Annotated in this window: 15 protein-coding genes; 6 read left to right on the top strand and 9 right to left on the bottom strand. The window is 76.6% G+C overall.

Annotated elements, in window-relative coordinates; all coding sequences use genetic code 11:
- The first annotated feature begins 151 nt into the window (after positions 1 to 151).
- The 3 genes from ACIF6L_RS20675 (at position 152) to ACIF6L_RS20665 (ending at position 2,144) form a co-directional block, all read left to right on the top strand.
- Positions 152 to 685 (top strand): hypothetical protein, encoded by a 534-nt coding sequence (locus ACIF6L_RS20675; protein ID WP_396486449.1) that lies wholly within the window; start codon positions 152 to 154, stop codon positions 683 to 685.
- 195 nt (positions 686 to 880) lie between these two features.
- Positions 881 to 1,606, top strand: coding sequence for a response regulator (locus ACIF6L_RS20670; RefSeq protein WP_396486448.1), 726 nt, complete (start codon positions 881 to 883; stop codon positions 1,604 to 1,606).
- Between the two features lie 82 nt (positions 1,607 to 1,688).
- On the top strand, positions 1,689 to 2,144 hold the full coding sequence (locus tag ACIF6L_RS20665) for a pyridoxamine 5'-phosphate oxidase family protein (protein ID WP_396486447.1): 456 nt from the start codon (positions 1,689 to 1,691) through the stop codon (positions 2,142 to 2,144).
- Positions 2,145 to 2,178: 34 nt separating this feature from the next.
- On the opposite strand, the gene ACIF6L_RS20660 is transcribed toward ACIF6L_RS20665, so the two are convergent.
- Positions 2,179 to 3,876 carry a GAF domain-containing protein gene (locus tag ACIF6L_RS20660; RefSeq protein ID WP_396486446.1) on the bottom strand — a complete coding sequence of 566 codons (1,698 nt, stop codon included), beginning with the start codon at positions 3,874 to 3,876 and terminating at the stop codon, positions 2,179 to 2,181.
- 356 nt (positions 3,877 to 4,232) lie between these two features.
- On the opposite strand from ACIF6L_RS20660, the gene ACIF6L_RS20655 reads away from it, so the two are divergent.
- Entirely contained in the window at positions 4,233 to 5,096 is an 864-nt protein-coding gene (locus tag ACIF6L_RS20655) for a universal stress protein (RefSeq protein ID WP_396486445.1), read from the top strand.
- Positions 5,097 to 5,165: 69 nt separating this feature from the next.
- On the opposite strand, the gene ACIF6L_RS20650 is transcribed toward ACIF6L_RS20655, so the two are convergent.
- The 4 genes from ACIF6L_RS20650 to ACIF6L_RS20635 all read right to left on the bottom strand — a co-directional run bounded on the left by ACIF6L_RS20650 (position 5,166) and on the right by ACIF6L_RS20635 (position 10,363).
- The gene (locus tag ACIF6L_RS20650) at positions 5,166 to 5,672 is read right to left on the bottom strand and encodes a copper chaperone PCu(A)C (RefSeq protein ID WP_396486444.1); all 507 of its coding nucleotides are present in this window, start codon (positions 5,670 to 5,672) and stop codon (positions 5,166 to 5,168) included.
- Positions 5,669 to 7,957: a heavy metal translocating P-type ATPase gene (locus tag ACIF6L_RS20645; RefSeq protein WP_396486443.1), complete on the bottom strand. Its 2,289-nt coding sequence runs from the start codon at positions 7,955 to 7,957 to the stop codon at positions 5,669 to 5,671. Before ACIF6L_RS20645 ends, ACIF6L_RS20650 begins: the two co-directional genes overlap by 4 nt.
- The gene (locus ACIF6L_RS20640; protein ID WP_329486113.1) at positions 7,954 to 8,148 is read right to left on the bottom strand and encodes a hypothetical protein; all 195 of its coding nucleotides are present in this window, start codon (positions 8,146 to 8,148) and stop codon (positions 7,954 to 7,956) included. Before ACIF6L_RS20640 ends, ACIF6L_RS20645 begins: the two co-directional genes overlap by 4 nt.
- Before the next feature lie 157 nt (positions 8,149 to 8,305).
- On the bottom strand, positions 8,306 to 10,363 hold the full coding sequence (locus tag ACIF6L_RS20635; protein ID WP_396486739.1) for a TerD family protein: 2,058 nt from the start codon (positions 10,361 to 10,363) through the stop codon (positions 8,306 to 8,308).
- A gap of 308 nt (positions 10,364 to 10,671) precedes the next feature.
- On the opposite strand from ACIF6L_RS20635, the gene ACIF6L_RS20630 reads away from it, so the two are divergent.
- Both ACIF6L_RS20630 and ACIF6L_RS20625 read left to right on the top strand, forming a co-directional pair.
- Positions 10,672 to 11,319, top strand: coding sequence for a hypothetical protein (locus tag ACIF6L_RS20630; protein ID WP_359836969.1), 648 nt, complete (start codon positions 10,672 to 10,674; stop codon positions 11,317 to 11,319).
- An 81-nt stretch (positions 11,320 to 11,400) separates the two neighbouring features.
- Positions 11,401 to 12,279: an alpha/beta fold hydrolase gene (locus ACIF6L_RS20625; RefSeq protein WP_396486442.1), complete on the top strand. Its 879-nt coding sequence runs from the start codon at positions 11,401 to 11,403 to the stop codon at positions 12,277 to 12,279.
- On the opposite strand, the gene ACIF6L_RS20620 is transcribed toward ACIF6L_RS20625, so the two are convergent.
- The 4 genes from ACIF6L_RS20620 to ACIF6L_RS20605 form a co-directional block, all read right to left on the bottom strand.
- Entirely contained in the window at positions 12,263 to 12,682 is a 420-nt protein-coding gene (locus ACIF6L_RS20620; protein ID WP_359807468.1) for a PPOX class F420-dependent oxidoreductase, read from the bottom strand. The genes ACIF6L_RS20625 and ACIF6L_RS20620 overlap by 17 nt on opposite strands.
- A gap of 44 nt (positions 12,683 to 12,726) precedes the next feature.
- On the bottom strand, positions 12,727 to 14,550 hold the full coding sequence (locus ACIF6L_RS20615; RefSeq protein ID WP_396486441.1) for an alkyl/aryl-sulfatase: 1,824 nt from the start codon (positions 14,548 to 14,550) through the stop codon (positions 12,727 to 12,729).
- Positions 14,551 to 14,674: 124 nt separating this feature from the next.
- Positions 14,675 to 15,988: a D-alanyl-D-alanine carboxypeptidase family protein gene (locus ACIF6L_RS20610; RefSeq protein WP_396486440.1), complete on the bottom strand. Its 1,314-nt coding sequence runs from the start codon at positions 15,986 to 15,988 to the stop codon at positions 14,675 to 14,677.
- A 170-nt stretch (positions 15,989 to 16,158) separates the two neighbouring features.
- Positions 16,159 to 16,630: collagen binding domain-containing protein (locus ACIF6L_RS20605; protein WP_396492559.1), on the bottom strand; the 472-nt coding region annotated here is incomplete at its 5' end.

Below are 16,630 nucleotides of genomic sequence, written 5' to 3'. Positions count from 1 at the left end.
GCCCGCCGCCGCCCGCGCCGCCCCGAACGCCGGTCCCGCCCGTTCCGCTGCCCCCGGGCGGGCGGGGCCGGTCCCACCCCTTCCCTTCCACCCGCTTCGGAGCGGCCCCCGGCGACCCGGGGGAGGCCCGCCCGGTCGAGGAGCACCCGGTATGTCCCACCCCGTTCTGGCCCTCGGTACCGCCGCGCTCACCGCGGCCGGCTGCGTCTGGTACCTGCCCGCCGTCGCCGACCTCCGGGCGGGCGAGGACCGCCCCCGGTCCGTCCGCACCGCCGCCGCGGCCTGCGTGGTCTGCTGGGCGGGGCTCGCGCTCGCCGGGGGAGTGCTGCCGGCCGTCCCCGACTGGCGGCCCGCCGCCGGGTTCGCCCTGACGGGCCTGGTCGCCGGGGCGGTCCTGCGGGTCCGCGCGTACCGCCACCGGCGGGGCGAGCAGCGTGAGTCCGGGCGGCGCTGGGCGATGCTCGACGCCGGCCCCGTGCCACGCGGCCCGCGCCCGGCGGCCCGGATCCTGGCGGGCTGGCTGCTCGTCGGGCTCGCCGTCGCCGCGCTCGGTGCGCTGTCCCTGCTGCTCACCGTCGGCGGGCCGTTCGCCTCCCGGCTGGGCGGAGCGGCAGCCGGCGCGGGGGCGGTCTCGACGGCGTTCCTGCTGATCGGTCTCGCCAACGCCCGCCGCCACCGGCCCTGACCGGGCGCCGCGCCGGGCCCGCGTCGGCCGGGAGGCGCCGGGTGGGAGGCGCCGGGTGGGCCGTGCCGTCGGTGGGCCGCTTCGGGGCAGCCGGCCCGAATGGGGTCGTTGGGCCCTGGGCCGGCACCCTCCGGTCGGCGATGATGCGGTGGGCCCGCGGCAGTGTGCCGGGCGCGAGGAAGGTGGAGCCGCGAGATGGCGAGCGAGACGGCCGGTACCGACACCCCGGCACCGGTCAGGGTGTTCCTGCTGGACGACCACGAGGTGGTGCGCCGCGGCGTCCACGACCTGCTGGACGGCGAACCCGACCTGGAGGTGGTCGGCGAGGCCGCCACCGCCGCGCAGGCCCTCGTCCGCGTCCCCGCCCTGCGCCCCGACGTCGCCGTCCTGGACGTCCGCCTCGGCGACGGTGACGGGGTGTCCGTCTGCCGCGAACTGCGCTCCCGGATGCCCGACCTGGCCTGCCTGATGCTCACCTCCTTCGACGACGAGGAGGCGCTCCTCGACGCCGTGATGGCGGGCGCGGCCGGCTACGTGCTGAAGCAGATCAGCGGCACCGACCTGGTCACCGCCGTCCGTACGGTCGCCTCCGGCCGGTCGATGCTCGACCCGGGCGCCGCCACCCGGCTGCTCAACCGGCTGCGCAAGGACGCGGCCCCGCCGCCGCCCGCCGCCACCGGGCCGGAGCTGACGGGGCGCGAGCAGGAGGTGCTGGCGCTGATCGGCGAGGGCCTGACCAACCGGCAGATCGGCGAGCGCCTCTACCTCGCCGAGAAGACGGTGAAGAACCACGTCTCCCGGCTGCTGGCCAAGCTCGGCGTGGAGCGGCGCGTCCAGGCCGCGCTGATCGCCACCGAGCTGCGCCAGTCCGCCGCCGCCCAGCCGGCCTACCCGCGCACCCTCGGCGGCGGGCGGGGATAGCCCCGCGCTTCGGGAAGGTGGGACCCGCGGCGGGACCATCGGCCCTCGCCCGGGCCCGGTCCGGCGGGTGACCATCGCTGGCATGAACCCCGATCCTCAAGCGCCGTCCGCGCCGTCCGTGCAGGTGGAACCGGAGGGTCGGCGGCCGCCCGGCCCGCCGGAGCTCGACCGGACCAGGGCGCTGGAGCTGCTGGCCGGGGCGGCGGTCGGCCGGGTGGTCTACACCGTCGGCGCGCTGCCCGCCGTGCTCCCGGTGCCCTTCCGGCTGGACGCGGCCGGCGGCGTGCTGCTGTCCGCCCGGGCCGGCTCCGAGCTGGCCCGGGCGGTGGACGGCGCGGTGGTCGCCTTCGAGGCCGACGAGTGGGACGGCACCGATGGCACCGGCTGGTGCGTCACCGTCCTCGGCCGTGCGGAGGTGCGCCCGGCCCCGGCCCCGGCCCCGGGCGACGCACCGGACCGGCACACGGACCGGGGGCGGGTGCTGATCCGGGTCGGTCCGGAGCTGGTGGTGGGCCGGCGGCTGACCACCGAGGGCTGAGGCCCCGCCGCCCGGCGGTATACGGACCGACCCGTCAGACCCCCAGCGGGGCCTCCCAGACCACCCGGGTGCCGCCGCCCTCCGCCTCCCGCAGGGCGAAGCTCCCACCGGCCCGTTCCGCCCGCTCGGCCAGGTTGCGCAGGCCGCTGCGCCGCCCGCCCGCCGGTACGCCCACCCCGTCGTCCGTGACGGTGAGCGTCACCCGCCCGCCGAGCGCCCGCAGCGCGACCTCCACCCGGCTCGCCCGGGCGTGCCGGGCCGCGTTGCTGAGCGACTCGCCGAGGACGGCCAGCACGTGCTCGGCCAGCTCCTGCGGGACGTCGGTGTCCAGCAGGCCCTCCATGCTGAGCCGCGGGGCGAAGCCCAGGGTGGTCTGCGCGTCGCCGACGGCCCGGGTCGCGCGGGCCCGCAGGCTCCGGTCGGGTTCCCCGTGGGCGCGCAGTCCGAAGATCGTCGAGCGGATGATCTTGATCGTCTCGTCCAGGTCCGCGACCGCGCGGCCGACCCGGTCGGCCGCGCCCGGGCTCTCGATCAGCCGGCCCGCGCTCTGCAGCGTCATCCCGGTGGCGAAGAGCCGCTGGATGGCCAGGTCGTGCAGGTCCCGGGCGATCCGGTCACGGTCCTCCAGCAGCGTCAACTGCTCGGCGTCCCGGCGGCGTTCGGCCAGCTCCAGGGCGAGCGCCGCCTGGTCGGCGAAGCCCAGCAGCGGGCCGGTCTCCTCGGCGGTGAACGGCGGCCGCCCGCACTCCCGGGCCAGCAGCAGCACGCCCCGGCCGTACCCGGGCCCCGTGCCCAGCGGCACCGCCACCGCCGGGCCGAGGCCGTCGAAGCGCCCGGGCGGCCCGGCCGCGAACCGGGCGTCGACCGCCAGCCCCTCACTGGTCACCGGCGAGCCGGAGGCGTACGCGGCGCCGGAGAGCGTGCCGTCGACGGGGACCGTCACCCCGAGGCGGGCGCCCGGCTCACGGCCCAGCGCCACCTCCACGGTGAGCTCGCCGGCCCGCTCGCCGGGCTCGGCCAGCGCGACCGAGACGTCCGCCAGCTCCGCGCCGGCGATCTCCCGGGCCCGGCGCGCGATCAGCTCCACCACGGCGAGCCGGGGCGCGCCCGACAGCAGGCTCCGGGTGATCTCGGCGCTCGCCCGCAGCCAGCGCTGCTGGCGCTGCGCCTCCTCGTACAGCCGGGCGTTGTCGATGGCCACCCCGGCGGCCACCGCCAGGGTGGAGATGACCGCCTCGTCGTCGGCGTCGAAGTCCACGCCGCCGCGCTTGTCGGTGAGGTACAGGTTGCCGAACACCTCGCCGCGCACCCGCACCGGTACCCCGAGGAAGGTGTGCATCGGCGGGTGGTGGGCGGGGAAGCCGACCGAGGCCGGGTGCTCGGAGAGCACCGGGCAGCGCAGCGGCTCCGGGTGGCGGATCAGCTCGCCGAGGATCCCGTGGCCGGCCGGCAGCGGGCCGATCGCCGCGATCTCCTGCTCCGTCAGGCCGACCGTGAGGAACTGCGAGAGGGTGTGGCCGTCGGCGCCGATCACGCCGAGCGCCGCGTACCGGGCGTCGACCAGGTCGGCGGCGGCCGCCACGATCCGGTGCAGCGCCTGGGAGAGGTCGAGTTCGCGGCCGACCGCCAGCACCGCCTCCAGCAGGCTGTGCACCCGGTCCCGGGTGCCGCGCGCCGCGTCGATCCGCCATTGGAGCTCCTCCAGCAGCTCGTCCAGGCGCAGTTGCGGCATCCGCGCGCCGGCGCCCGCGCCGCCGCCGGGCGACCTGTCCGCCGAAGGGCCGGCGCCTGTCCGCGTACCGTCCGCGCTGCCCACCGGCGTCCTCCTCAGGTCCCGTTCCAGCTGTGCCGTCCCCGGTCGAGCAACCGGGAGGATTGTCGGATTTCACGGTAGTGCCCGTGCACACCCGCCCGGGACGCCGGGGTCCGTCGTGTACACACCCGGCGGGACTTCCGGCCCCGGTGCCGGGGCCCGCCGGTCCCTGGCACCGGGGCCGCTCCCGGGACGAGGGTGGGGGAGTCGGCGGCGGGTCAGGACGCACCGCCCCCGGCCGCAGTGGTCCGTGATCCGCAACGGAAGGAAGACCGATGACGCCACCCGTTCTGGCCGGAGTCGACGGCTCGCCCGCGAGCACCGCCGCCGCCCACTGGGCTGCCGAGGAGGCGCTGCGCCGGGGCGTCCCGCTGCGCCTGGTGCACGCCTGGCCCTGGCTGACCGACGGCCGGGCCGGGTTCGCCACCGCCGAGGCGCCGCCCGCCGCCGCCCAGCAGGTGGTGCAGGGCGCCGCCGAGGCGATCCGCCGCCGCCACCGCGGCCTGGCCGTGCACGCCGACGTGGTCCTCGACGGCGCGGTGGACGGTCTGGTCGCCGAGAGCGCCGACGCGGGCCTGCTGGTCCTCGGCTCGCGCGGACTCGGCGGCTTCGCCGGGCTGCTGCTCGGCTCGGTGAGCACGGCGACGGTCGCCCGCAGCGCGTCACCGGTGGTCGTGGTCCGGCCGCCGGCCGCGAACGGCGGGCCGCCCGAGGTGCCCGAGGTCGTCGTCGGCGTCGACACCCGGGCGGTGGACGAAGCCCTGCTGGCCTTCGCGTTCGACGCGGCGGAGCTGCGCGGCGCCCGGGTGCGGGCCGTCCACGGCTGGGAGCTGCCGGCCGCGTTCGCGACCGTGGGCGTCGTCCCGTCCCAGCCCGAACTCGCGGAACTCGAAGCACTGGAGGCGAAGGAGCTCTCGCTCGCCCTCGCCGAGTGGCGCGAGCGCCGCCCGGGCACGGAACTCGTCGAGCAGGTCGGGCTCGGCGCCGCCCGCACCCTGGTGGCGGTCTCCGGGGCGGCCGACCTCGTGGTGGTCGGCCGGCGCCACCGCCCGTACGACCTCGGCCGGCGGCTCGGCCCGGTCACCAGCGCCGTCCTCCCGTACGCGGACGCCCCCGTCGCGGTGGTGCCGCACCCGTGAGGGCCCGGCCGGGCGGCCCGCCCGCCGCCCGGCCCCGGCCCGTCGCCTGACTCAGCCCGCCGCCCGGGCTCAGCCCGCGCGCCGCCCGCCGGGCGGTACGACCTCGGCCCGCACCCGCAGGTCCGGACTGTGGCGGAAGTTGAGGGTGAACTCCACCCACTGCCCCGCGCGCAGCTCCGGCGGGTCGACGATCATCAGGTCGGCGTCCTCCGGCGCCATCGCCAGCTCGCCGCGCTCCGGCACGGGCAGCACGGCGGCCGGCTCCCAGCGGCCCGCCGCGCCCTCGTGCCGATGCCGCTTCAGCGTGATCCGGCCGCCGAACTCCCAGCTCGCACCGGTGAGTTCGTCGGGTATGTCGCCCGGGTTGCGGACGGTGAAGAACGCCGCCGTGGCGCTCGCCCCGCTGGTCGCCGGCAGCAGCACCCAGCCCGGGCCCGCCTCCACCGGCCGCTGGCGCCCGGCCCCGCCGACCGCCGTCCAGCCGGCGAGCAGGGCCAGCGCCACCGCGGCCGCGGCCACCGGCGGCCCGACCACCCGCAGCCGTGCGGCCCTCCGGCCGCCGGACCGGGCGCTCACCCGGCCACCCCCGCGGCGCCCCGGCGCGGCCCGCCGCCCGGACGGCCCGCGCCGCGCCCCGGCTGCCACGTCCGCAGCCGCAGGCTGTTGCCCACCACGAGCAGCGAACTCAGCGACATCGCCACCGCCGCCAGCATCGGGTTCAGCAGCCCGACCGCCGCCAGCGGGATCAGCACCAGGTTGTAGCCGAATGCCCAGAGCAGATTGACCCGGATGGTGGCCAGCGTCCGCCGGGCCAGCCGGACGGCGTCCACCACCGCCTCGATGTCGCCCCGCACCAGGGTGAGCCCGGCCGCCCCGATCGCGGCGTCACTGCCCGAGGCGAGCGCCACCCCGAGGTCCGCCGAGGCCAGCGCGACGGCGTCGTTGACCCCGTCGCCGACCACCGCCGTGGTCCGCCCGGCGGCCCGCAACTCGGCGACCAGCTCGGCCTTGCGCGCCGGAGAGGCTGAGCAGTGCACCCGCTCGATGCCCAGCTCGGCGGCCACCGCCCGGGCCGCCCCCGGACCGTCCCCGGTCAGCAGGACGGTCTCCAACCCCAGCGCGCGCAGCCGGTGCAGCGCCCGCCAGCTGCCGGAGCGCAGGGTGTCCCCGACCGCGAGCAGGGCCACCGCACGGCCGTCCAGTTCCACCAGGACCGGTGTCCGGCCGGCCGCCCCGGCGCGGTCCCGCGCTCCGGCCAGGACGGCGGGCAGCTCCGCCGAGGAGTCCTCCGGCCGAACCACCCGGACGGCCCGCCCCTCGACGCTGCCCGTGACACCCACCCCGGCGGTGGCCGCGAAGGCCGCCACCGCCGGCAGCGACCCGCAGCGCGCCCGGGCCGCCGACAGGACGGCCCTGCCCACCGGGTGCTCGGAGCGTTGCTCGACCGCGCCCGCGAGCCGCAGCACCTCGTCCGCCTCCACCCCGGGCACGACGGTGAGTTCACCGAGCTCGGTGCGCCCGGTCGTGAGCGTCCCGGTCTTGTCCAGGACCACGGTGTCGATCCGGCGCAGGCTCTCCAGCACCTCCGGCCCGCGCACCAGGACGCCCAGCTCCGCGCCCCGGCCGGTCGCCGCCAGCAGCGCGGTCGGCGTGGCCAGGCCCAGCGCGCACGGACAGGCCACCACCAGGACCGCGACCGCGGCCGTCACCGCCGCCTGCGGGTCGGCGCCCGCCCCCAGCCAGAAGCCGAGCACCGCGACCGCCACCGCCAGGACGCACGGCACGAACACCCCGGCCACCGCGTCCGCGAGCCGCTGCGCCCGCGCCTTGCCGGCCTGCGCGTCCGCCACCAGGGCGGTGATCCGGGCCAGTTGGGTGTCCGCACCGACGGCCGTGGCCCGGACCACCAGCGCGCCGCCGACGTTCACCGTGGCACCCGCCACGGCATCGCCGGGGCCGACCTCCACCGGCGCGCTCTCGCCGGTGAGCAGACTGAGGTCCAGCGCCGAGCCGCCCTCCACCACCACCCCGTCGGTGGCCACCCGCTCGCCCGGGCGGACCACGAACTCCCCGCCGGGCAGCAGCTGTTCGATCGGGATCAGCCGCTCCTGCCCGGACCGCGGATCCCGGACGCACACCTCCTTGGCCCCCAGCTCGGCCAGCGCCCGCAGCGCCGAACCGGTGCGCCGCCGCACCTGGCCCTCCAGCAGCCGGCCCGCCAGCACGAACAGCGGCACCCCGACGGCCGCCTCCAGATAGACGTGCGCGCCGCCCCCGCCGTCGGCGGTCAGCGAGAACGGCATCCGCATGCCGAGCCCGCCCGCCCCGCCGAACACCAGCGCGTACGCGGACCAGCCGAAGGACGCCACCACGCCGAGGCTGACGAGCGTGTCCATGGTCGCCGTGCCGTGCCGCAGCCCCTGCCGGGCCCGCCGGTGGAAGCCGGCCGACCCCCACGTCACCACCGGGACGGCCAGCGCGAAGCACACCCACTGCCAGGCCGGGAACTGCAGCGCCGGCACCATCGACAGCACCACCACCGGCACCGCCGCCAGCGCGGTCACCAGCAGTCGCCACCGCTCCGCGGGCTCCTCGGCGCGGTCCACCGGCGGCTGCCCGGCCCCGGCCGGCGCGGCCGTGAACCCGGCCCGCTCGACCGCGGCGACCAAGTCCCCGACCGCCACCCCGGCCGGGTGCAGCACCCGCGCCCGCCCGGTGGCGAGATTGACGCCGGCCGTGACCCCGTCGATCCGCGCCAGCGTCCGCTCCACCCGGCCGACGCAGGCCGCGCAGGTCATCCCGCCGACCGTCAGGTCGGTGCTGACCGGCGCCCCGGCCGGCGCGTCCGCGACGGCGCTCACCGGCCCGCCCCCATGTCGTGCCCGCTCATCCCCGGCGCGCCCCCGCCCCCGCCGCTCCCGGGCGTCAGCCCCGGCGACACCGGCCCGGCCCCGCGCCCCAGCGCGAACGCCGCCACGAACACCACCACCAACAGCAGGGCGAACCCCGCCACCACACTCCACGGCCGGCCACCCGGCGTCATCTCACTCACCCCCCACCAGTCGGCCCGCCACCCCCACCGGTTCCCACCACCCGCACATCACCCCGGAACACCACGCCCGAACCATCACCCCGGCCCTCACCCCCGGGACCGCGCCGGGGCCGGAACCGCGGGTGCGGTTCCGGCCCCGGCGCAGGGTGTGCGGCGGTCAGCGACGGGCCACCCGCTGGTCGAGGTGGGTGATCACCGCGGTGTGGAACCGCTCGACGGCGGCGTCGACACTGCGGATGAAGCCCGACTCGGCGTTGCCCCGGGTGCTGCCCATGGTCTTCGAGAGCGAGAGCCGGAACCCGGTGATCTTCGAGGAGTCCTTCGGCAGCAGGTCACCGGGCTCCGGACGGAGCTTCTCCAGGGTGCCCCGGGGTCCGGGCGCGGCGCCGTCCGTCAGGGTCTCGACATGCAGGTCCGCCGGGGCCTCGGCGAGCTGGCGGACCAGGCGCTTGACCCAGCTGAGCGGGTAGCCCTGCTCCGGGGCGGGGATCTCGATGGAGGTGCGCAGCTTGCCGACCCGCAGATCGGCCGTCAGCTCGAAGCTGCCGACGGTGTCGTCGACCCGGATCTCGGCGACCAGCCGGCCGTCCGCGCAGAGCCGGTCGGCCAGCGCGGTCCGGCGGGTGAGCGGGTCGTCGCCGCGTCGGGCCCGCTGGACGGGCAGGACCTTGACGCCCAGCGAGCCGCCGAGCTGGAGGCAGACCTGCCGGATGAGCCGCTCCCAGCTCTCGACGACCTGGACGGCGCGGCCGTCCCCCGGGGCCAGCGTCTCGTCGTCGATGCCGTTGCGCACCGGCACCCAGGCCGGGCCCATGTTCTGGAAGCCGTGGCAGCCCGAGTTCTCGTGCTGGAGGTAGTGCAGGAGCTCCTCCAGCAGCCACCGGTGGGCGGGGTTGGCGAGGTCGTCGTGGTGCAGCAGCATCTGCGCCTGGTTGGTGACGTCGGCCCAGGACAGGTGGCAGAGCAGCACCTTGTGCTTGCGGCGGCCGTCGATCTTGACGGTGACGAGCGGGCTGCCCTCCAGCGCCACGTCGTTGGAGAGCGTGATGACCGCCTCGTAGCCGCGCCGGGCGGCGATGTCCATGTAGTCCTGGACCTGGTCGGCCTTCAGCGGGTTGCCGTTGGTCTTGCTCTCGATCAGGGCCGTCCAGAGCCGCCCGGCACGTTCCACCCGGATCACGCCGTCGGGACGCTTGGGGGTGTCGCCGTGCGGCAGCGATACCTCGGTGAAGGTCTCCATCCGGCCGGCGGGCGCGCCGAACGCCGCGGTGAGCCGGCGGCCGAACGCGGGGACCTGCGCCATCACGGACAGCAGGAGGGACGTGGCCCGGACCTCGCGCTCGCGGTCGTTCTTGAGGCTCGTCGCGGGGAAGAGCCGGGCGGTGCGCCAGGCGTCGTTCTCGGCCAGCGAGGGCTTGGGGGTCTTCGGGCGGGCCACCCGCTTCTTCGCGGTACGCAGGCGCTTGGGCGCGGCCGCCTCGGCGGGCGCCCCCTCGGGAGCCTGGGCCTGGGCGGGCACCAGGGCCTTGGCGGCGGGTGCGGCCGCGGGTGCTTCGGCCGTGTCGGCCGCGGTGGGAGCGTCGGCGGGGGCCACCGCCGGGGCTGCGGCGATGTCCGCCGCGTCGGGACCGGACCCGGTCTCGTCCTCGCCTCCGTCGGGTGCGCTCCCGTCGCCGGCGTCGTCCTCGATGTCGATGCCGAAGTCGGTGGCCAGCCCGGCCAGGCCGGTGTCGTAGCCCTGCCCGACGGCGCGGAACTTCCATTCCTGGTTGCGTCGGTAGATCTCGCCGAAGACGAAGGCGCTCTCCGAGTCCGCGTCGGTGATGGCGAAGCCCAGCAGCGGCTCCCCGGTGCTGTCGGCGAGTTCGAGGCGCAGGCCCTCCAGTCGGCCGAACGCCGCGCGCTGGTGCCGGCTGGCCGCGACGACCAGGCGTTCGACGTCGGCGGGCACGGCGGTGAGATCGAGCTGGATCCGGTCCTCGGTACCGACCTCGGTCGGCGTCTGGCCGAGCAACTGGACGCTGCCGTCGGTGGCCGCCGGGTTGTTGTAGAAGAAGAAGTCGGCGTTGCTCCGCACCTTGCCGTCCCCGGTCAGGAGCAGCACGGACACGTCGGCGTCCCCGTCGCCGCCGGGGCTGCTCCAGCCCAGGCTCACGATGACGGAGTCGGCGCTGTCGCTCAGCGCCGCCAGGCCGACGTTGGCGCCCTTGACCATTTCCTGCACGAACGTCCCCCGGAGGACCAGGGCCGCCCCTCGGGGCAGCCGTCGACTGTGTGGGGCCGCCGACCGGTGCGCAGGGCGGCCAGCAGGGAGCCTAGCGGCTTTCAGGGGCGCTCCTACCAGGCTTTGAGCAGATTGTGTGCATGCAACCGGAACGTGATCTTCTGCCGCCGGCGACGGTGTCGGTGGAGGCCGGGGGTACCCGAACGGGGGAGCAGGTTTCGCGGCGGGGGCGGTCGTTGCGAAGCATGGGGACGTAGCGGTCGTCGGCCGCTGGACGCCGATCAGAAGAGGGAACTCCGGTGCGTGAACTCCATAGCTTCCCGAACCGTCCTGCCGAGGGTGCTCGCCGGGGGTGGTCCGGGCCGCGGGCCGTGGCGCTGGTGGCCGCGCTGACCGGGGCCGCGGTGCTGGCCGCGTGCAGCAGTTCGTCGACCAATCCGTCGGTCACCCGCTCGGAGGCCTCGACGCTGAGTACGGCGCCCAACCCGTCGTCGTTCTCGGGGGAGCCGCCGTCCGCGCTGGCCTCGACCGCGGAGTCGGCGCTCGCGTCGGCGTCGGCGGCCGCCGAGTCCGGCTCGGCCGCCGCCGCCTCGTTCGCGGCCTCCGCCTCGGCACAGGGCGAGCAGGCGCGGCAGAACGCGGCGGCCGCGCTGGGCACGCTGGAGAACGGCGGCAACGCGCTGGGCGACGTCACCATCACCGGGGTGCCGCGGGCGCAGACCGGTGGGCTGCACGCCGTCGTGGTCACCATCACCAACGACGGGGTGAACACCGCCTCGTACGCGGTGCAGGTCGACTTCACCGACACCAGCGGGAAGACCGTGGACAGTTCGATCGTCGGCGCGGAGCACCTCGCCGTCGGGGCGCAGGCCTCCCCGGTCGCGTTCAGCCGCCGGCCGGCGGAGGAGACGCTGCTGCCGGTGGTGGTCAGGGCCGTCCGGTACTGAGCGGCCGGCAGGGCGCACCTCTTGCCGGGCGGGCTACTCGTCGGTAATCCTTGCTGACATCGCGTCCAGCAGAGGAGCCGCATGCCCGCCGACGTCACCTTCGCGCTGCCCGCCCCGCACGGACCGGGGGAGGTGACCGTCCGCTACCAGCGGCTCGGGTCCGGCAGCCCGCTCCTGCTGCTGCACGGCGTGGGCCACCACTGGCAGGCCTGGGAGCCCGTGCTGCCCGCGCTGGCCGAGCGGCACGAGGTGATCGCCGTCGACCTGCCGGGCTTCGGCGCCTCGCCCGCCCTGCCGCCGGGCGTGCCGTACGGGCTGGAGGCGGTGGTGCCGGTACTCGGCAGGCTCTGCGCCGAACTCGGGATCGAACGCCCGCACGTCGCCGGGAACTCCCTCGGCGGACTGCTCGCCCTCGGCCTCGGCCGGGCCGGCCTGGCCCGCTCGGTGACGGCGCTCGCCCCGGCCGGGTTCTGGACCGAGGCCGAACGCCGCTACGCCTACGCGGTGCTGGGCGGGATGCGGCTCGGAGCGCGGCTGCTGCCGCCGCCCGCCGTCGGCCGGATCGCCCGCTCCGCGGCCGGCCGCGCGCTCCTGGTCAGCTCCATCTACGCCCGCCCCGGCCGCCGGGAGCCCGCCGCCGCCGTCGCCGAGACCAGGGCGCTGCGCGAGGCGACCGGCTTCGGCCCCACCCTCGCGGCCGGCCGCGGGCTGCGGTTCACCGGGGCCGCCGGCGACGTGCCGGTCACCGTCGCCTGGGGCAGCCGGGACCGCATCCTGCTGCGCCGTCAGGGCGTGCGCGCGCTGCGGGAACTCCCGGCGGCCCGGCTGGTCCGGCTGCCGGGCTGCGGGCACGTGCCGATGAACGACGACCCGGAGCTGGTCGCCCGGGTGGTCCTGGACACCTGCGCCCGGGCGCAGGACCGGCCGGCCCTGCCGGAGCCGCTCAGTCCGTCAGCGTGATCCGGATGCCGACCGTGCCGCGCTCGCCGCGCCGCACCCGGCTGCCGAGCAGGGTGAGCACACCCAGCAGGCCGTACTTCTGCCGCAGCAGCGTCCGGTAGGCGGCGGTCCGCTCGGGGCCGAGGACCTCGGCGGTGGCCGGGTACTGCTCGCCGGTCGGCCGGCCCTTGACGTCGCACGGGCCGACCAGGACGTCGGCGCGGTTGCGGATCCGCTTGACCTTCCAGGAGTCGGCGACGGTCCAGACGCCCAGCGCGTCGCCGTCGCGGACCACCCAGACCGGGGTCGGTACCGTGCTGCCGTCCTTCTTGTAGGTGGTGACCAGCAGGTAGTTCCCGGCGGAGAGCCGGACCAGGCGTGCGAGCCGGTCCTGCGAGGCGGGGTCGGGGGTGGCGGCGCTCATGGCCGCATTCTAGGCCGCGCCGTGGGCCGGGGGAGTGACCGTCGTCAGGGGGTGACCACCGGAAACGCCCGCTCCGGGGTGGTGACGAGGGCGAACAGCCGCGGCAGCAGCCCCGGGTCGCCCTCGTGCCGGACGGTGTCGAGGGCCTGGCCGGCCAGCAGGCCGAGCAACTGCGGCCTGGTCAGGGTGAGCGTCAGCCCGGCCGGCGACCGGGGCGCGTCCCCGGCCGGGAACGACCGGTGGGTGAGGGCGCCGTGCCGCAGTGTCACCCGGTACCGCAGCCGCTCGTCGGTCAGCACCAGGTCGATGGTCAGCGCCTCGTCCCAGGCGCGCGGCCCGTCGATCCGGATCGCGATCGAGTCGAGCAGCATGGCGGTGGTCAGGGCCGCCGTCATCCCGGGGTTGGCGGCGTCGAGCAGGACCGTCCCGGGGCCGTCCAGCAGTTCGCCCGCGGCCGCCAGGTAGAAGTTGCGCCAGGGGCCGTTCTCCGCGCCGTGGCCGAGCTGCCGGTAGACGCCGGCCAGCGCCTCCCTGGCCGCCCGGTTCGACGGGTCGGCGAACACCACGTGGTTGAGCAGGGTGGCCGCGAAGCGGAGGTCCCCCGAGTCCGCGTAGCCCCGGGCCTTGGCCAGCGCGGCGTCGCCGCCGCCGGCCACCTCGACGTACCGCTGCGCCTGGGCCACCGGCGGGTGCTCCCACAGGTGCGCCACGTTGCCGTCGAACCAGCCGAGGTAGCGCTGGTAGACGGCCTTGACGTTGTGGTTCAGCGAGCCGTAGTAGCCGCGCGCGTGCCAGCGCCGCTCCAGCGCGGGCGGCAGCCGCAGCTCCTCGGCGATCTCCGTCCCGGTGAGCCCGTCGTTGAGCCGGCGCAGGGTCTGGTCGTGCAGGTACGCGTAGAGGTCGCGCTGCTCGGAGAGGAAGGCGACCACGTTGTCGTGGCCCCAGGTCGGCCAGTGGTGCGAGGCGAACGCGACGTCGTACCGGCCGTGGAAGTACTCGATCGCCTCGTCCAGGTAGCGGGCCCAGATCCGGGCGTCGCGGACCACCGCGCCGCGCAGCGTCAGGATGTTGTGCATGGTGTGGGTGGCGTTCTCGGCCAGGCAGAGTGCCCGCAGGTCGGGGAAGAGGAAGTTCATCTCGGCCGGGGCCTCGGTGCCCGGGGTGAGCTGGAAGACGATCCGCACGCCGTCGACGGTCTCCTCCTGGCCGGTGCGGGTGACGTCCACCGTCGGCGGGACGAGCGTGATGGTGCCGGTGGAGGTGGTCATGCCGAGGCCGGCGCCGATCTGCCCGTCGGGGGCCTTCGGCAGCCGGTCGCCGTACATGAACATGGCCCGCCGGGTCATCGCGTTGCCCGCGTAGACGTTCTCGCTGACGGCGTGCTCCAGGAAGCCGGCGGGCGCGATGACCGGGACGCCCTCCTCACTGCCCGGCGGCAGGACGCCGCGGGCGCCGCCGAAGTGGTCGCCGTGGGAGTGGGTGTAGACGAGGCCGGTGACGGGCCGGTCGCCGCGGTGCTCCCGGTAGAGCGCGAGGGCGGCGGCGGCCGTCTCGGTGGAGATCAAGGGGTCGATCACGATCACCCCGCGCTCACCCTCGACCAGCGTCATGTTGGACAGGTCGAGGCCGCGCACCTGGTAGACCCGCTCGGCCACCTCGTAGAGCCCCTGCCGGGCACAGAGCCGGGCCTGGCGCCAGAGGCTCGGACGGGCGGTGTCCGGGCAGTCGGCGGCGAGGAAGCCGTACGCGTCGTTGTCCCAGACCACCCGCCCGTCGGCGGCCCGGACCACGGCGGGCACCAGTGCGCCGAGGAAACCCCGGTCGGCGTCCTCGAAGTCCGTGGTGTCGTCGAAGGGCAGGTCGGTCATCGCAGGCTCCGTTCCATCGGTGGTGTGCGGGCGGCGCCCGGCCGCACGCCGGGCCGGCGGAGCACCGCCGACGGACGACGCGGTCCGAACGGCCGCGGTCGGCGGCGCGGTGGCCGCCGGGGAGTCAGGCCCGGTGGTTGTGCAGCCGCCGACGGGCCGACCGCACCGTCGACCGCAGGGCGCGGGCCGCCCGCCGGCGGCCGCGACCGCCCACCGCCGTCGAGCCGCCCAGCGCGGTGGCACCCGTCCGGGCGAACGCGAGCGGGGCGGCGGCGGCCTCGGCGGCAGCCGGGCGCAGCCGCAGCCGCCGGGCCCGGGTCCGGCCCGCCGCCCACAGCGCCAGCGCCCCGCCGAGCACGAGCGCCGTCCACCCGGCCGGGCCGAGCGCGTGGTGGGCCTGCTGGATCGCGTGCGGCACGACGCCCGTCGCGGGGGCCTCGGCGGGGGCGGACGCGGCGGCGGCCGGCTCGTCCACCAGGTGGCCGACCGGTTCCACCCGGCCCGCCGCGGCGAAGCCCCAGTCGAGCAGGCTCGCCGCCTCGTCGTACACCTTGGTCTGCGACTCCGGGTGCATCACCGTCACCAGCAGGGTGCGGCCGCCGCGTTCGGCGGCGCCGGTGAAGGTGGCACCGGCGCCGGTGGTGTAGCCGTTCTTCACCCCGATCAGGCCCGGGTACTTGCCGAGCAACCGGTCGGTGTTGGCGATGTCGAAGGCGGTGCGCTGACCGGTCGTCTTGTCCACCCCGCCGGGGAAGCGCGCGGTGCGGGTGGAGCAGTAGGAGCGGAAGTCCTGGTTGCGCAGCCCGGCCCGGGCGAACAGCGTCAGGTCGTAGGCCGAGGAGACCTGCCCCTCCTGGTCGTAGCCCTCGGGCGAGACCACGTGGGTGTCGCGGGCCTGGAGGGCCACCGCGCGGTCCTGCATCTGGGCCACGGTCCGGGCGAGGCCGCCGTTCATGTGGGCCAGGACGTGCACCGCGTCGTTGCCGGAGCTGAGGAAGACGCCCCGCCAGAGGTCCTCCACCCGGTAGGGCAGGTTCTCCTTGATGCCGACCAGGCTGCTGCCCACGCCCAGGTTGGCCAGCTCGGCCGGGGCGACCTTGTGCTCCAGGGAGCGGTCCAGCTTGGGCAGCACGGTATCCGCGAAGAGCATCTTCAGGGTGCTCGCGGGCGGCAGCGGCAGATGGGCGTTGCGGGCGGCCAGGACGTCACCGGTGGTCGCGTCGGCGACCAGCCAGGACCGGCCGGTGAGTTCGACCGGCAGCGCGGGCGCCCCGGCCAGCGGGGCCACCTGGACGGCGGGGCGGCCCAGCCGCTCGCCGCCGACCACGGTGGTCGCGTCCTGCGCGACGGCCGCGGACGCCGCGGTGGCGAGCACCAGCGCGGCGGCGACGGCACCGGCCGCGGCCGGTCCTCTGACATGGTGTGACCTCTGCTGCACACCGCGAACGTACCCGCGGCGCGGCCGGGGCGCCGTGTGCGCTGCTCCGTCCGGGCCCCGGCACCCGAACGGGGCGGGCCGGCCCGGACGCGCCGGACCCGCCGGAGCAGAGGGTGCTCCGGCGGGTCCGGCGTACCGGGCGCCGCGCCCGGGGGGCGGCAGCCGTTCGGCTAGCAGTCGTCGTCGTGGTGGTGCCGCTTGTTGGTGAGGTCCACGGTGACGCAGTCATCGGCGTCCACCCGGTACGGGCCGGTCACCGGGTCGTGCGGGAGCTGGTAGCCGTCGGGCGCGGCGGTCTCCCGGAGGTAGTACTGGCCGGCCGGCAGGTGCGTGAAGGCGCAGTCGCCCTCGGCCGAGGTGGTGCAGCCCGGGCCCGTGCGGGTGTCCGGGTTCGCTCCGCCGGTCTGCAGGCCGGCGACTCCGTTGGTCTCCCGCCAGAGCTGGAACTGCGCGCCGCCCAGCGGTTCGCCGGTCTTGGCGTCCCGCTTGGTCAGGTGGATCGAGCCGTCCGGCGGTGGCGTCGGCGAGGGGCAGTCGCCGGCCGTCACCTGGACGCCGGTGGTGGCGTTCTGGGGGGTGAGGAGGAGGGGGCCGAAGACGGGGTCGGTGGGGAGGTCGTAGCCGGTGGGTGCGGTGGTTTCG

The sequence above is a fragment of the Kitasatospora sp. NPDC086009 genome, assembly GCF_044540385.1.
Lineage (GTDB): Bacteria > Actinomycetota > Actinomycetes > Streptomycetales > Streptomycetaceae > Kitasatospora.
The sequence above is the reverse complement of the archived record's forward strand: the minus strand, read 5'-3'. Positions and strand labels throughout refer to the sequence as shown.

Excerpts from the sequence above, each read along its gene's own strand:
- ACIF6L_RS20675 (WP_396486449.1), top strand. The coding sequence starts at position 152 with ATGTCCCACCCCGTTCTGGCCCTCGGTACCGCCGCGCTCACCGCGGCC.
- ACIF6L_RS20670 (WP_396486448.1), top strand. The coding sequence starts at position 881 with ATGGCGAGCGAGACGGCCGGTACCGACACCCCGGCACCGGTCAGGGTG.
- ACIF6L_RS20665 (WP_396486447.1), top strand. The coding sequence starts at position 1,689 with ATGAACCCCGATCCTCAAGCGCCGTCCGCGCCGTCCGTGCAGGTGGAA.
- ACIF6L_RS20660 (WP_396486446.1), bottom strand. The coding sequence starts at position 3,876 with ATGCCGCAACTGCGCCTGGACGAGCTGCTGGAGGAGCTCCAATGGCGG.
- ACIF6L_RS20655 (WP_396486445.1), top strand. The coding sequence starts at position 4,233 with ATGACGCCACCCGTTCTGGCCGGAGTCGACGGCTCGCCCGCGAGCACC.
- ACIF6L_RS20635 (WP_396486739.1), bottom strand. The coding sequence starts at position 10,363 with ATGGTCAAGGGCGCCAACGTCGGCCTGGCGGCGCTGAGCGACAGCGCC.
- ACIF6L_RS20625 (WP_396486442.1), top strand. The coding sequence starts at position 11,401 with ATGCCCGCCGACGTCACCTTCGCGCTGCCCGCCCCGCACGGACCGGGG.
- ACIF6L_RS20620 (WP_359807468.1), bottom strand. The coding sequence starts at position 12,682 with ATGAGCGCCGCCACCCCCGACCCCGCCTCGCAGGACCGGCTCGCACGC.
- ACIF6L_RS20615 (WP_396486441.1), bottom strand. The coding sequence starts at position 14,550 with ATGACCGACCTGCCCTTCGACGACACCACGGACTTCGAGGACGCCGAC.